The following is a 14,446-nucleotide window of genomic DNA, read 5'->3' as shown; positions in this document are numbered from 1 at the left end:
ATGGCAAAGACTATTAAAGTTACTCAAACTCGCAGCTCAATCGGCCGTTTGCCTAAACATAAGGCAACTCTGGTCGGTTTAGGTCTGCGTCGCATCGGTCACACCGTAGAGCGCGAGGATACTCCTGCTGTACGTGGCATGATCAACCTGGTTTCTTACATGGTTAAAGTGGAGGAGTAAGAGATGCGTTTAAATACTCTGGCTCCGGCCGAAGGTGCAAAACACGCTGCTAAGCGTTTAGGTCGTGGTATTGGTTCTGGTCTGGGTAAAACCGGCGGCCGTGGTCACAAAGGTCAGAAGTCTCGTTCTGGCGGTGGCGTACGTCGTGGTTTCGAAGGCGGCCAAATGCCTTTATATCGTCGTTTACCGAAATTCGGTTTCACTTCTCGTAAAGCAATGATCACGGCAGAAGTTCGTTTGTCTGAACTAGCTTTAGTTGAAGGCGAAGTGATTGACCTGAATGCGCTGAAAGCGGCAAACGTAGTTGGCATTCAAATTGAATTCGCGAAAGTTATGCTTTCTGGTGAAATCAATCGTCCAGTTACTGTACGCGGTCTGCGTGTTACCAAAGGCGCTCGTGCTGCAATCGAAGCCGCTGGCGGGAAAATTGAGGAATAAGTAGCAGATGGCTAAGCAACCAGGATTAGATTTTCAAAGTGCAAAAGGCGGAATAGGCGAGCTTAAGCGCAGACTCTTATTTGTTGTCGGTGCTCTGATCGTGTTCCGTATCGGCTCTTTCATTCCGATTCCTGGTATTGACGCCACTGTGCTTGCTAAGTTAGTCGAAGAGCAGAGAGGCACCATCATTGACATGTTTAACATGTTCTCTGGTGGCGCCCTCAGTCGTGCTTCTGTCTTCGCGCTCGGTATTATGCCTTACATTTCGGCTTCTATTATCGTGCAACTGTTAACCGTGGTTCATCCTAAGTTAGCGGAATTGAAGAAAGAGGGCGAGTCTGGCCGTCGTAAGATTAGCCAGTACACTCGATATGGTACGTTGGTTCTGGCCATATTCCAGTCGGTCGGTATTGCTACCGGCTTACCGAATATGGGAATGCAAGGTCTGGTAATCAATCCAGGCTTTGCGTTCTACTTTACCGCTGTTGTGAGCTTAGTGACGGGAACCATGTTCCTGATGTGGCTGGGTGAGCAGGTGACTGAAAGGGGTATCGGTAACGGTATTTCTATCATCATTTTCGCGGGTATCGTTGCTGGTTTACCTCCTGCTATTGGACAGACTATCGAGCAAGCTCGGCAGGGTGACTTACATGTTCTTCTGCTGCTGTTGGTTGCGGTTTTAGTATTCGCAGTGACTTTCTTTGTTGTATTTGTTGAACGTGGTCAGCGTCGTATCGTCGTTAACTATGCCAAACGTCAACAGGGTCGCCGCGTTTATGCTGCACAAAGTACCCATTTACCGTTGAAAGTGAACATGGCCGGTGTAATACCTGCGATCTTTGCTTCAAGTATCATTCTGTTCCCTGCGACAATAGCCTCATGGTTCGGTGGTGGTACTGGTTGGAACTGGTTGACAACTATTTCTATGTATTTGCAACCCGGACAGCCACTTTATGTGTTACTCTATGCGGCCGCGATCATATTCTTCTGTTTCTTCTATACAGCGTTGGTTTTCAACCCTCGTGAAACAGCAGATAACCTGAAGAAGTCCGGTGCGTTTGTACCAGGGATTCGTCCGGGAGAGCAAACGGCTAAATATATCGATAAAGTAATGACTCGGTTAACCTTCGTTGGTGCCATGTATATTACCTTTATCTGCCTGATCCCGGAGTTTATGCGTGACGCAATGAAAGTACCTTTCAACTTTGGTGGTACTTCACTACTTATTGTCGTTGTCGTCATCATGGACTTTATGGCTCAAGTGCAAACTCTGATGATGTCGAGTCAATATGAGTCTGCATTGAAGAAAGCAAATCTGAAAGGCTATGGCCGTTAATTCAGCTAGCTTGAGAAGTTACGGAGAGTTAAAATGAAAGTTCGTGCTTCCGTCAAGAAGTTATGTCGCAACTGCAAAATCATCAAGCGCCACGGCGTTGTACGTGTGATTTGCGTTGAAGCGAAACACAAACAGCGTCAAGGCTGATTGTTGTTAATGCTAAAGTTTTGACATTTTTTTCTTGCAAAGTGTGATTGAGCTGGCTAGATTAGCCAGCCAATCTTTTGTGTAAGACAGCAACATTATTTGAGTATCCTGAAAACGGGCTTTTCAGAGTATTGTTGCCTTATTTTATTGTAGGAGTGCATAGTGGCCCGTATAGCAGGCATTAACATTCCTGATCATAAACATACTGTAATTGCATTAACTGCGATCTTCGGTATCGGCAAGACCCGTTCACAGGCTATCTGTGTAGCGTCTGGTATTGCTGAAAGTGTTAAGATCAGTGAACTGTCTGAAGAGCAAATTGACAAGCTGCGTGACGAAGTTGCCAAGTACGTTGTAGAAGGTGATCTGCGTCGTGAAGTTACCATGAGCATCAAGCGTCTGATGGACCTTGGTTGTTACCGTGGTGTACGTCATCGTCGTGGTCTACCGGTTCGCGGACAGCGTACCAAGACTAACGCCCGTACCCGTAAGGGTCCGCGTAAACCGATCAAGAAATAATCGGGGTGATTGAATAATGGCAAAAGCACCTGTTCGTGCACGTAAGCGTGTAAGAAAACAAGTTTCTGACGGTATGGCTCATATCCATGCTTCTTTTAACAACACCATTGTGACTATTACCGATCGTCAAGGTAATGCATTGGGTTGGGCAACAGCTGGTGGTTCCGGCTTCCGTGGTTCTCGTAAATCCACTCCATTTGCTGCGCAAGTTGCAGCAGAGCGCTGCGCAGAAGCAGTAAAAGAGTACGGAATTAAGAATCTGGAAGTTATGGTTAAAGGCCCAGGTCCCGGTCGTGAGTCTACTATCCGCGCATTAAACGCGGCTGGTTTCCGCATCACTAATATTACTGATGTGACTCCGATTCCTCACAACGGTTGTCGTCCTCCTAAGAAACGTCGCGTTTAATCGCCACAGTTTCTAGGATTGTTGGAGAAAGAAAATGGCAAGATATTTGGGTCCTAAGCTCAAGCTTAGCCGTCGTGAAGGCACCGACTTATTCCTTAAGTCTGGCGTTCGCGCGATCGATACCAAGTGTAAAATTGAACAAGCTCCTGGTCAGCACGGTGCGCGTAAGCCACGTCTGTCTGACTATGGTGTACAGTTACGTGAGAAGCAAAAAGTTCGTCGTATTTACGGTGTTCTTGAGCGTCAGTTCCGTAATTATTATAAAGAAGCAACTCGCCTGAAAGGCAACACGGGTGAAAACCTGCTGCAGCTTTTAGAAGGTCGTTTAGACAATGTGGTTTACCGTATGGGCTTCGGCGCTACTCGTGCAGAAGCACGTCAGTTAGTTAGCCACAAAGCTGTAATGGTTAATGGTCGCGTTGTTAACATCGCTTCTTTTCAGGTATCTCCGAATGACGTAGTCAGCGTACGTGAGAAAGCGAAAAAGCAATCTCGTGTTAAAGCCGCTTTAGAGCTGTTTGAACAGCGCGAAAAGCCGACTTGGATCGAAGTTGATGCTGCTAAGATGGAAGGCGTTTTCAAACGCAATCCAGAGCGCTCCGATCTGTCTGCGGACATTAACGAACACCTGATCGTCGAACTTTACTCTAAGTAAAGTTTAGTACCAAAGAGAGGACACAATGCAGGGTTCTGTGACAGAGTTTCTAAAACCACGCCTGGTAGATATCGAGCAAGTGAGTTCGACGCACGCTAAGGTGACCCTTGAGCCGTTAGAGCGTGGCTTCGGCCATACTTTAGGTAACGCACTGCGCCGCATTCTGCTTTCATCAATGCCGGGTTGTGCGGTAACTGAAGTTGAGATTGATGGTGTACTACATGAGTACAGCACCAAAGAAGGCGTACAGGAAGATATCCTGGAAATCCTGCTCAACCTGAAAGGGCTGGCGGTGAAAGTTCATGGTAAAGATGAAGTTATTCTTAGCTTGAATAAGTCTGGCATTGGCCCTGTGACTGCAGCCGACATTACCCATGATGGGGATGTTGAAGTCGTCAAACCTCAGCACTTGATCTGCCATCTGACTGATGAGAATGCATCCATTAGTATGCGTATCAAAGTTCAGCGTGGTCGTGGTTATGTGCCGGCTTCTGCCCGTATTCATACGGAAGAAGATGAGCGTCCAATTGGTCGTCTGTTGGTTGACGCATGCTACAGCCCGGTAGAGCGTATTGCCTACAATGTTGAAGCAGCGCGTGTAGAACAGCGTACTGACTTGGATAAGCTGGTCATCGAGATGGAAACTAACGGTACGATTGATCCGGAAGAATCAATCCGCCGTGCGGCTACCATTCTGGCAGAACAACTTGAAGCTTTTGTTGACTTACGTGATGTACGTCAGCCAGAAGTGAAAGAAGAGAAACCAGAGTTCGATCCGATCTTGCTACGCCCTGTTGACGATCTGGAACTGACTGTCCGCTCCGCTAACTGCCTCAAAGCAGAAGCTATCCACTACATCGGTGATCTGGTACAGCGTACCGAAGTTGAGTTGTTAAAAACTCCTAACTTGGGTAAAAAATCTCTTACCGAGATTAAAGACGTGCTTGCATCTCGTGGTTTGTCTCTGGGCATGCGCCTGGAAAACTGGCCACCAGCTAGCATTGCTGACGAGTAACCGGATCACAGGTTAAGGTTTTACTGAGAAGGATAAGGTCATGCGCCATCGTAAGAGTGGACGTCAACTGAACCGCAACAGCAGTCATCGCCAAGCTATGTTTCGCAACATGGCAGGTTCTTTAGTTCGTCATGAGATTATCAAGACGACTTTGCCTAAAGCGAAAGAACTGCGTCGCGTGGTTGAACCACTGATTACACTTGCTAAGGCCGACAGCGTTGCTAATCGTCGTCTGGCATTCGCCCGTACTCGTGATAACGAGATCGTGGCAAAACTGTTTAATGAGCTTGGCCCGCGTTTTGCGAGCCGTGCAGGTGGTTACACTCGTATTTTGAAGTGTGGTTTCCGTGCAGGTGATAACGCTCCGATGGCTTACATCGAGCTAGTTGACCGTGCAGAAAAAGCTCCAGCAGAAGCAGCAGAGTAATATTTGTTGCTGAAAGGAAAAGCCGGGTTTATCCCGGCTTTTTTACGTCTTTCGTTTACTGTATCAAGTATTCTTCAGGTTAGACTCACTCTGCTGAATTGATATTTCGAAGTGCCAATTTTTTGTCGTTAATCTGGTTTAATATGAAAAATGGAAGAAATTCTTCCCAGACCCCATTACTCACAATCGAGCGATATTCACATTGTTTGGTACCGTTTTCGTCTACTATTTCCCACGATTGTAATTCGCCATCCGCTAATTTGCTGCTGACTTCAACACGTTGATAACTGGCATTACTGCCAACATGGAATTTGTTAGTTTTCCAACGAATGGGTGGATGGGCAGGGAAAGGTTTTGCGTGATAGAAGCCAAAAATATCATCATGAGAAAGAATACTTTGCCGCACCGTAGGCCAAATATATTGGCGCAGGAAGTACTGATCAACAAAGCGTTTGTGCGCTTCCTGTTGACTTAGATATTCACGAGTAGCATCGATAACGGAAGGAAGGTTTTCATTGTAACATCCGCCCCACAGCCCGGCCAGAATTAACTCAGAGTGAGTGAAGTAATCGCGAATATGGTGATACCAACATTCACTATTGACCCATTCATTTACTGCAGCCTGTTCACGTTCTGAAAGCAGCGAGTCAGCGTCGCGGATAATATAGCGTTTGATTTTAGGGTCATCTAGAACCAGAAAACGCCACATTAGAGCAGGTAAGGCCTGACGAGTATCTTCATCAACTTTAATGACGTTTGCCCCAGACTTACGAAGACGTTCCTGTATATCTTGGGGAACAGTATCGTCCAGATAAAAACGGCATTCCCATCCTGGGAATAGGTCTTTGCTGACAACAGCGTTCATTACGGCCGCTTCGCAATAACGAGGCGCTGCACCAAATAACGTGAAGGAGATAACGTTTTCTTGTGGATTATCAGGGTTGAACGGTGGTGGATTACCTGCTGGTAATGAATAAGCTTTCCCGGCACTAAAGACTTTATCCGCTTCTTCGAGTGACATCAGACCGTAGCGGCGTACTTCTTCGGGGCGTTCTAGCCAGCCGCAAACCTCAGTTAATCCATCAATCATGGTTGATGGTAGTTTATTTAAAGGGGCAGTATTTAGAAGACGCTTATAAAGCTTGTATGACTTTTCATATTCACCGATACGCATTAAACAAAGTGCATAACTGGCCTGAACATCTTGATTGCGCGGCATGATTCTCAGTGTGGCTTCAGCAAGTTCTTTACCTTTCTGGTAATCAGCTTTTCTCATAGCTTCCTGAAATTGGCTAGCTAGTTGATGAAACTGCTGCTCTTGTTTTGCAATCAAATCAGCAGAGCGTCTGTTATTTTGAACAGGGCGCATGTAATACCTCATATTTGAATTATTTGTCACTTACAAGGCTACTTTATAAAGAGAATTCTTTTTCAAAACGCCGGAAGTGGGTTAGTGGTACTCTATATATCCTTTCATTTTAACATGTGGGATAGAAATTGACGATAGAAGGGGGAGAAGCGTTATGTACCGTATTGGACAGTTAGCAAAGTTAGCTGGCGTTACACCAGACACCATTCGTTATTATGAAAAGCAGGGTATGATGTCGCACGATGTCCGCTCTGAAGGCGGCTACCGTCTTTATACCGAACAGGACCTGCAGCGGCTTAAATTTATCCGTTATGCTAAACATCTGGGGTTTACGTTGGAATCTATTGCGGAGTTGCTTTCGATTCGCGTTGAACCAGAGCAACATACTTGCCAAGAGTCTAAGTCTATTGTTCAAGCCAGATTGGGCGAAGTGGAGAAAAAGTTGGAAGAGTTGGAGCATATGCGAGTATCGCTGCAAAGATTAAGCGATGCCTGTTGTGGTAGCGCTCACAGTAGTGCTTATTGTTCTATTTTGGAAGCATTAGAATATGGCGCAACCAATACGCTGCCACATATAGACTTAAGAACCCGATAGGCAATAAACCATTTTTGTACTATTATGTGCTCGTTTTATAGCCAATATAAATTAAGTGAGGTTGTTATGGCAAAGTATCAGCACCAAAAAGGAACCATTCAGGACAATGCGCTGCAGGCTCTACTGCACGATCCATTGTTTCGGCAGCGTGTAGAAAAGAATGCGAAAGGGAAAGGCAGCTATCAGCGGAAGCCAAAACACGTAGGGAAGATGGTGCGGGAGGCTGGAGATAAGGTGATGCAAAGCGTCTTTTTATCTCCAGCCTTCTGCTAATTTACGGTCTATTCTATTTATGCTGTTGTTTTAAGATATCACGAATATCGGTTAACAGCTTTTCTTCTGTTGTTGGAGCCGCTGGAGCCGCCGGTGGCTGTTCGCGACGCACTTTATTCATCAGCTTAATTGCCATAAAGATAGCGAAAGCAACAATAATAAAATCAAAAATATTTTGAATAAATGCACCATAATGCATAACAACTGCGGGAGTATCTCCCTGAGCAGTGCGTAAGACCCATTCAAATTGCTTAAAATCTATTCCGCCAATCAATAATCCCAGTGGGGGCATGATGATGTCAGATACCAGTGATGATACGATTTTACCGAATGCTGCACCAATAATGACACCGACGGCGAGGTCAACAACATTACCGCGCATTGCGAATTCGCGAAATTCTTTAAGCAGACTCATATTCAATTACCTTTAATTCAATGTGTGTTATAAGCATAACAATCGACCGGTATTTTTCCAGATAAATGAGGAAAAATATAGGCTTATTGTTTTTCCATCAATAAGCCTTGGGCTATCAGAGGAAGAATGGGCTTGGTTGGAATAGCCGTTCAACGTCAGAAATATATTTCTTATCAGCCAGAAACATGATGACGTGGTCACCTTGTTCGATAACTGTCGTTCTGTCAGCGATAATCACATCGTTTCCACGAACAAGTGCACCAATGGTGGTACCCGGTGGTAACTTGATATTTTCAAGCTGGCGGCCAACAACTTTAGATGTCGTCTCATCCCCGTGAGCAATAGCTTCTATGGCTTCAGCGACACCGCGACGTAATGTAGAAACGCTAACGATATCTGCTTTTCTGACATGTCCTAACAGGGCGGAAATAGTGGCCTGTTGAGGTGAAACCGCAATATCGATAACACTGCCTTGAACCAGATCGATATAGGCATGGCGCTGAATCAGCACGATGACTTTTTTGCCCCCAAACGCTTGGCTAACATTGCCGACATAATATTGGCTTCATCGTCATTGGTTAGGGCAATAAACAGATCTATTTGTTCAATATGCTCTTCTGACAGTAACTCCTGATCTGATGCATCACCACAAAATACCACGGTGTCTTGTAGTATTTCGGCTAATTCAGCTGCGCGTTCTGCATCCCTTTCAATAAGTTTGACGCTATAGTCTTTCTCTAAACGTTTGGCGAGACCCGCCCCTACGTTACCTCCACCAACGATCATTAATCGCTTATAGGGTTTTTCCAGACGCTGTAATTCACTCATGACAGCACGAATATTTTCAGAAGCGGCAACAAAGAATACTTCATCTCCCGCTTCAATAATCGTGGAGGCCTGTGGACGGATCGGACGATCCTGACGGAATATTGCAGCCACCCGGGTTTCAATGTGGGGCATATGTTCACGGAGTGAGGATAACGCATTACCCACTAGCGGGCCGCCATAATAGGCGTTAACGCCAGCGATACTAACCTTACCTTCGGCGAAATTAACTACCTGTAAAGCACCTGGATATTCAACCAGCTTATAGACATAATCAGTGACCAACTTTTCGGGTGAGATTATATGGTCGACAGGGATTACTTCAGGCTCAAACAACTTATTTTCTTCACGAATATATTCTGGTGAACGAATCCGGGCAATGCGATTTGGGGTATTAAACAACGAATAAGCAATCTGGCAGGCCACCATATTGATCTCGTCAGAGTTAGTGACGGCTACCAACATGTCTGCATCGTCTGCTCCGGCTTCACGCAGTACTCGAGGGTGACAGGCATGTCCTTGTACGACTCGCAGGTCAAACTTATCCTGCAGTTGGCGTAAGCGAACAATATTATTATCAACTAAAGTAATATCGTTATTTTCACCAACCAGATTTTCTGCCAGCGTGCCGCCAACCTGACCTGCACCGAGAATGATAATTTTCATTTTTTTCTCTTTTTAGCGCCGAAGATATTTTGTTACTGATTTAGCTTATGCTTTTATCAGTTTGGCATAAAAAAATCCGTCACCACCTTCTGGTGACGGTAAATTTTGCCGATAGGGTGATTGTGCATCACCAATATTCACCAATTTAGCATCACTATGATTCCGGATAAAATCATCAATCTGCAATCTGTTCTCTTCAGGAAGAATCGAGCAGGTCGCATAAATCATAGTGCCACCTGATTTTAGCTGCGGCCAAATGGCATTAATGATTTCTTTTTGTAGCGAGACCAATTCATCAATATCACTGTTACGGCGCAACCACTTGATATCCGGGTGACGTCGAATCACACCAGTGGCTGAACACGGAGCATCCAGCAAAATGCGATCGTATATTTGACCATTACTCCAGACCTGCGGTTCACGGCCATCTCCGGTAATAACAGTTGCATGTTGATTCAAACGGATCAGATTTTCAGTAACGCGCTTTAGGCGGCCTTCATCAACATCAACGGCAATAACTTTAGCTTTTGGAGCCGCTTCCAACACATGAGTGGTTTTACCACCCGGAGCCGCACACAGATCCAGAATGATTTCACCATCCTGTGGTTCGAGAAGCGACACGCAACCTTGAGCTGACGCATCTTGAACGGTGACCCAACCTTGTTCAAAACCAGGCAAAAGCGTAACGGTGCAAGGGGCTGCTAAACGTAAAGCGTCAGAATAATCAGGATGAGGAAAAGCTTCGATGTTCGCCTGCTGCAATAATTGCAGATATTGTTCACGGGAATAATGCTGGCGGTTTACCCGTAGCCACATCGGTGGTTTTTGGTTATTGGCATCGATAATGGCTTGCCATTGTTGTGGATAGGCGAGCTGTATTCGTTGCAAAAGCCATCCGGGATGCAAGAAGCGACCATTTTGAGATTGAAATTGCTCGGTCATAACCTGCTGTTGGCGTTGAAATTGTCGCATCACGCCATTAATCAAACCTTTCATTTGTGGGCGTTTCAGAACAATCGCACCGTTTACCGTTTCCGCAACAGCAGCATGGGCAGGAATACGGGTATAGAGCAGTTGATAAAGACCAATCATTAACAGATAGTGTAAAGGCCTTTGCTTACCGGTCATCACTTTTGCCATTAGCTGCTGTACATGCCACTCGAGTTCAGGCAGAACGCGTAGCGTACCAAAGCAGAGTTCCTGCAGGAGTGATTTATCTTTATCTGAAATGTTTTTTTGATATTCAGGAAGCACCGTGCTGAGGGATTGTCCCTTATCAAGAACTTGACTAATAGCACTGGCAGCAATAGCCCGAAGATTATATTTGTTATTCATAGAAAGTGGACCGAGCCATTATTAGGCTATTCATAACTGTGCTGGTCGGAATGACCAGCACCTGACATCAGGCTAAGCGATGACCTGAAATAAACCACTCCCGGCGCGAGTTTAGCAAATCCTGAGCGGACATCACTTTTTTACCGGCAGGTTGAAGTTGAGTGAGATTCAAAATGCCTTGAGCGGTAGAAATCTGAATGCCTGACTTATTAGCTTGAAGAATGGTACCGGGTTCTGCTTGGGCATCATAATCTTCAATGACATCAGCAGACCAGACTTTTATCGGCTGATCATCGATGATGAAATAGCTAACAGGCCAAGGATTAAAGGCACGTATACAGCGTTCTAACTGAACCGCTGAAAGAGACCAGTCGAGTTTAGCCTCTTCTTTACTCAGCTTATCGGCATAGTTAGCTAGTGTGTCATCCTGCTTTTCTGCCTTGATAGTCCCTTCTGATAGTGCTGCCAGCGTGTTAAGTAAACCTTCAGGGCCCAGTTTAGCCAGTTTGTCATATAAAGTGGCACTGGTATCTTCAGATAAGATAGGGCAAGTTAGTTTGTATAACATATCGCCAGTATCCAGCCCTTCATCCATTTGCATGATGGTGATACCTGTTTCACTGTCTCCAGCCCAAAGTGAGCGCTGAATAGGCGCTGCGCCACGCCAGCGGGGCAATAGAGAACCATGCACATTAATACAACCTAATCTTGGCATGCTTAATACAGTCAGAGGCAAGATCAAGCCATAAGCTACAACAACCATTACATCGGCATTGAGTTGTGCAACCAACTGTTGGTTCTCTTCTGGCCGTAATGATTTTGGTTGAAATACGGGAATGTTATGTTGTTCCGCCAGTTGTTTAACCGGGCTTGGTGTCAACTTATTGCCTCGGCCTGCGGGGCGGTCGGGCTGCGTGAATACACCAACAATCTGGTGATGAGATGAGAGCAGCGCGTCCAGATGGCGCGCCGCAAAGTCAGGGGTACCAGCAAAAATAATTCGCAAAGGATGAGACACTAAAATTTCCTACCGTATCTTATGGGTTGTGTTGCCACACTATTACTATGAACGAGCTTCCTGTCTGGCAATTTTCTCTAATTTCTGACGGATTCTCTGACGCTTAAGTGGAGAAAGGTAATCAACGAATAGTTTACCTTCCAGATGGTCCATCTCATGCTGAATACAGATGGCCAATAGCTCCGCCGCATCTAATTCGAAAGGTTTTCCATCGCGATCTAGAGCGCGAATCTTAATCTGTTCTGCTCGAGGTACAAAGCCCCTCGATTCTGGTACGGAAAGACAGCCTTCTTCAATACCGGTTTCCCCAGATTTTCCCAGTATTTCAGGATTAATAATGACGAAATGCTTATCGCGGTTTTCTGAAACATCTATCACGATAATACGTTGGTGGATATTAACTTGCGTTGCCGCAAGGCCTATACCTTCTTCGGCATACATCGTTTCCAACATATCATCGACGATCTGCTGTATTTGTGGCGTAACTTCCGCAACCGGTTTGGCTTTAATGCGTAGTCTTTCATCGGGAAAATGTAATACAGGTAATACGGCCATATCTCTTTAAATCACCAATTAACGGGTAAAATATCATACTTATATTCTAGACCTTTCCTGTGATGATTGACAGTATCCGTCAACTATTGAACCAATAGATAACCTGATGACAGCGGGTTTGTTGAATATACAATGTTCAAAAATGCGAGTTCTACTGGAGAAATAAGTCGTACGGGGGAATGGCGTTATCATATCAATGGGAACACTGTCGAAATTGGTCATTTTGGCTCTCGGTTTCGATGGTTTTTCATTTTAATCTGACAAATAGGTTCATGGTGTGATGCAGGTAATTAAATGGAAAGGGACGAGTGGTGGCTAAGACTGCTGATGATATCTGGATATAAGCTTTCTTATATTCGGCGACTAAGAAATGTAGAACTATCGCAGATCGTTTTTAGTGAACAGCTTTTGCCATTATTGGGTTTTAGCCGAGAACAAACGGAAGCGTTCTTACAGGTAGATCAACATCAACTGATAAAAAATCTTGATTGGTTGAAGGGAGATGATTGCCATTTAGTCACTTACATTGACCCTGAATATCCGGACCTCTTACGAAATATCTCTTCTGCTCCATTGGCCTTATTTATTAAGGGAGAACGAGGTAATTTGGCGAAGCCTCAATTGGCGGTAGTGGGTAGTCGCCATTACAGCCATTATGGTCAAATTTGGGCCAGTTATTTTTCACAACAGCTGGCAGCCAGTGGGTTGATAATAACCAGTGGATTAGCGGTAGGCATTGATGGCATTAGTCATCAGGGCGCTTTGACTGCGGGGGGAATTACAATAGCCGTTTTGGGAAGTGGGCTAGCTAGGCTTCATCCCCGAAGCCATCTGGGATTGGCTCAAAAGATATTGGAAAATCAAGGCACGCTGGTTTCCGAGTTTTTACCTTTTGAAGCGCCTAGAGCCGAGTATTTTCCTCGACGAAATAGAATTATCAGTGGTCTCTGTTTAGGCGTATTAGTCATTGAGGCGGGTTTACGCAGTGGTTCGCTGATTACTGCAAAATACGCCCTAGAGCAAGGTAGGGAAGTATTTGCGATTCCTGGTCCATTAGATAGCCGTAACAGTGAAGGAACTCATAGCCTGATTCAGCAAGGCGCACTGTTGGTAGCACAACCCGAAGATATTATTGAAAACCTTAACAGCTCATTATGTTGGATAGCACCGCTATCGTCAGAACCTCCAATTGAGCCTATTCCTTTGCTGTTTAGTCCGGATTGTCCGCTGGTGGATTCGCCTTTGTATGCTCATGTTAGCCATCAGCCAATTTCTGTCGATATTATTGCGGAGAAAATGTCACTACCGGTTACTGAAGTGATGATTCAACTGCTTGAGCTGGAATTGTCCGGCGTGGTACAGGTGGTTCAGGGGGATATATCAGAGTCAGGTAAACAAGGAGATATAAAAATGGTTTTAATCAGGTAGACTGTAAATATCTACTGGCTTTAAACGATTAGCAATGAGGCTATGAGCAAAACAGCATTGTTTACAGGAAAAAGCGAAGAGCTTTGTCCCGAGTGTGGTGCGCTATTGGTTATTCGCACCGGAAAACAGGGGCCGTTTAAGGGATGTTCTCGCTATCCTGAATGTACTTATATACACGCATTGACGCCGCAAAACGATGGTCACGTTGTCAAAGTATTGGAAGGGCAGAACTGCCCTCAATGCGGTGAAACTCTGGTATTACGTCAGGGTCGTTACGGCATGTTTATTGGCTGTAGTAGTTATCCTGATTGTGAATATATTGCGGTGATTGATAAGCCAGATGAAACTCAGATTGATTGCCCGCAGTGTAAGCAAGGGAAGTTACTACAGCGAAAGTCTCGTTATGGTAAGGTTTTTCACGCTTGCGATCGTTATCCTGAATGTCAATTTGCGTTTAATCATACGCCTGTCGCTGGAATCTGCCCAATATGCAGCTATCCTCTTTTGATGGAAAAGCGCACCTCCAGAGGTAATCGTCTGTTTTGTGCAAGTAAAGTGTGCGGTAAAGAAGTTTCGACAGAGAAAGATGACTAATAATTTAGAATTTATAGTAGAGCAACTTAAGCAACAGCAGGTTGTTGCTTATCCAACAGAAGCTGTATTTGGGCTGGGTTGCGATCCTGATGTTCAATCAGCAGTAGAATATCTTCTGCAACTGAAGCAGCGATCATGGGAGAAAGGGCTAATACTGATTGCTGCAAATTATGAGCAATTGCAACCGTATATCGATGATACACAGCTAACAGCTGAACAGAAAGCAACGATGTTTTCCAGTTGGCCGGGG

The 14,446-nt window shown here is 45.1% G+C and carries 19 protein-coding genes and 1 pseudogene (1 of these 20 running past the window's edge); 14 read left to right on the top strand and 6 right to left on the bottom strand.

Annotated features, from left to right (window positions below; genetic code table 11):
* The 9 genes from rpmD to rplQ all read left to right on the top strand — a co-directional run bounded on the left by rpmD (position 1) and on the right by rplQ (position 5,123).
* Positions 1-180, top strand: a complete 180-nt coding sequence (gene rpmD / locus HYN51_RS13955; protein WP_101080134.1) for a 50S ribosomal protein L30 — start codon at positions 1-3, stop codon at positions 178-180.
* Between the two features lie 3 nt (positions 181-183).
* The gene (gene rplO / locus HYN51_RS13950) at positions 184-618 is read left to right on the top strand and encodes a 50S ribosomal protein L15 (RefSeq protein ID WP_108900574.1); all 435 of its coding nucleotides are present in this window, start codon (positions 184-186) and stop codon (positions 616-618) included.
* Positions 619-625: 7 nt separating this feature from the next.
* Positions 626-1,954 (top strand): preprotein translocase subunit SecY, encoded by a 1,329-nt coding sequence (gene secY, locus HYN51_RS13945; RefSeq protein ID WP_108900573.1) that lies wholly within the window; start codon positions 626-628, stop codon positions 1,952-1,954.
* A 33-nt stretch (positions 1,955-1,987) separates the two neighbouring features.
* Positions 1,988-2,101, top strand: a complete 114-nt coding sequence (rpmJ, locus tag HYN51_RS13940) for a 50S ribosomal protein L36 (protein WP_108900572.1) — start codon at positions 1,988-1,990, stop codon at positions 2,099-2,101.
* A gap of 162 nt (positions 2,102-2,263) precedes the next feature.
* Positions 2,264-2,620, top strand: a complete 357-nt coding sequence (gene rpsM, locus HYN51_RS13935; protein ID WP_108900571.1) for a 30S ribosomal protein S13 — start codon at positions 2,264-2,266, stop codon at positions 2,618-2,620.
* Positions 2,621-2,636: 16 nt separating this feature from the next.
* The gene (gene rpsK / locus HYN51_RS13930; RefSeq protein WP_027275681.1) at positions 2,637-3,026 is read left to right on the top strand and encodes a 30S ribosomal protein S11; all 390 of its coding nucleotides are present in this window, start codon (positions 2,637-2,639) and stop codon (positions 3,024-3,026) included.
* 34 nt (positions 3,027-3,060) lie between these two features.
* Positions 3,061-3,681, top strand: a complete 621-nt coding sequence (gene rpsD / locus HYN51_RS13925; RefSeq protein ID WP_108900570.1) for a 30S ribosomal protein S4 — start codon at positions 3,061-3,063, stop codon at positions 3,679-3,681.
* A 25-nt stretch (positions 3,682-3,706) separates the two neighbouring features.
* Positions 3,707-4,696, top strand: a complete 990-nt coding sequence (locus tag HYN51_RS13920) for a DNA-directed RNA polymerase subunit alpha (RefSeq protein ID WP_029095697.1) — start codon at positions 3,707-3,709, stop codon at positions 4,694-4,696.
* Between the two features lie 40 nt (positions 4,697-4,736).
* The gene (rplQ, locus tag HYN51_RS13915) at positions 4,737-5,123 is read left to right on the top strand and encodes a 50S ribosomal protein L17 (RefSeq protein ID WP_108900569.1); all 387 of its coding nucleotides are present in this window, start codon (positions 4,737-4,739) and stop codon (positions 5,121-5,123) included.
* An 85-nt stretch (positions 5,124-5,208) separates the two neighbouring features.
* Here the strand turns inward: rplQ and HYN51_RS13910 are convergent, their stop codons facing one another.
* Entirely contained in the window at positions 5,209-6,522 is a 1,314-nt protein-coding gene (locus HYN51_RS13910; RefSeq protein ID WP_157953050.1) for a tetratricopeptide repeat protein, read from the bottom strand.
* A gap of 124 nt (positions 6,523-6,646) precedes the next feature.
* Here HYN51_RS13910 and zntR point away from each other — a divergent pair, with 124 nt between their 5' ends.
* Positions 6,647-7,087 carry a Zn(2+)-responsive transcriptional regulator gene (zntR, locus tag HYN51_RS13905; protein WP_108900567.1) on the top strand — a complete coding sequence of 147 codons (441 nt, stop codon included), beginning with the start codon at positions 6,647-6,649 and terminating at the stop codon, positions 7,085-7,087.
* Positions 7,088-7,153: 66 nt separating this feature from the next.
* Positions 7,154-7,360, top strand: coding sequence for an alternative ribosome-rescue factor A (locus HYN51_RS13900; RefSeq protein ID WP_108900566.1), 207 nt, complete (start codon positions 7,154-7,156; stop codon positions 7,358-7,360).
* A gap of 13 nt (positions 7,361-7,373) precedes the next feature.
* Here HYN51_RS13900 and mscL read toward each other — a convergent pair whose 3' ends face one another.
* From mscL to def, 5 genes and pseudogenes are all read right to left on the bottom strand, one after another.
* Positions 7,374-7,775 carry a large-conductance mechanosensitive channel protein MscL gene (gene mscL, locus HYN51_RS13895; RefSeq protein ID WP_108900565.1) on the bottom strand — a complete coding sequence of 134 codons (402 nt, stop codon included), beginning with the start codon at positions 7,773-7,775 and terminating at the stop codon, positions 7,374-7,376.
* Between the two features lie 115 nt (positions 7,776-7,890).
* Positions 7,891-9,266, bottom strand: a pseudogene (gene trkA, locus HYN51_RS13890) (Trk system potassium transporter TrkA).
* A gap of 45 nt (positions 9,267-9,311) precedes the next feature.
* A complete protein-coding gene (gene rsmB / locus HYN51_RS13885; RefSeq protein ID WP_108900564.1) occupies positions 9,312-10,601 on the bottom strand; it encodes a 16S rRNA (cytosine(967)-C(5))-methyltransferase RsmB in 1,290 nt (429 codons plus the stop codon).
* A 67-nt stretch (positions 10,602-10,668) separates the two neighbouring features.
* Entirely contained in the window at positions 10,669-11,619 is a 951-nt protein-coding gene (gene fmt / locus HYN51_RS13880) for a methionyl-tRNA formyltransferase (RefSeq protein ID WP_108900563.1), read from the bottom strand.
* A 45-nt stretch (positions 11,620-11,664) separates the two neighbouring features.
* On the bottom strand, positions 11,665-12,174 hold the full coding sequence (gene def / locus HYN51_RS13875) for a peptide deformylase (protein WP_108900562.1): 510 nt from the start codon (positions 12,172-12,174) through the stop codon (positions 11,665-11,667).
* Positions 12,175-12,468: 294 nt separating this feature from the next.
* On the opposite strand from def, the gene dprA reads away from it, so the two are divergent.
* The 3 genes in view from dprA to tsaC are tightly spaced (at most 42 nt apart) and all read left to right on the top strand, a layout consistent with a single transcriptional unit that may run on beyond the window.
* A complete protein-coding gene (dprA, locus tag HYN51_RS13870) occupies positions 12,469-13,602 on the top strand; it encodes a DNA-processing protein DprA (protein WP_108900561.1) in 1,134 nt (377 codons plus the stop codon).
* Between the two features lie 42 nt (positions 13,603-13,644).
* Positions 13,645-14,196: a DNA topoisomerase family protein gene (locus tag HYN51_RS13865; protein WP_108900560.1), complete on the top strand. Its 552-nt coding sequence runs from the start codon at positions 13,645-13,647 to the stop codon at positions 14,194-14,196.
* Positions 14,189-14,446: the 5' end (the start) of an L-threonylcarbamoyladenylate synthase type 1 TsaC gene (tsaC, locus tag HYN51_RS13860; RefSeq protein WP_108900559.1), read on the top strand. The gene runs 300 nt beyond the window's last position; only the first 258 of its 558 coding nucleotides appear in the window; the start codon lies at positions 14,189-14,191; its stop codon lies off the right edge, out of view. The genes HYN51_RS13865 and tsaC overlap by 8 nt, the downstream gene beginning before the upstream one ends.

It is taken from the genome of Limnobaculum parvum (assembly GCF_003096015.2).
Taxonomy (GTDB): domain Bacteria; phylum Pseudomonadota; class Gammaproteobacteria; order Enterobacterales; family Enterobacteriaceae; genus Limnobaculum; species Limnobaculum parvum.
The sequence above is the reverse complement of the archived record's forward strand: the minus strand, read 5'-3'. Positions and strand labels throughout refer to the sequence as shown.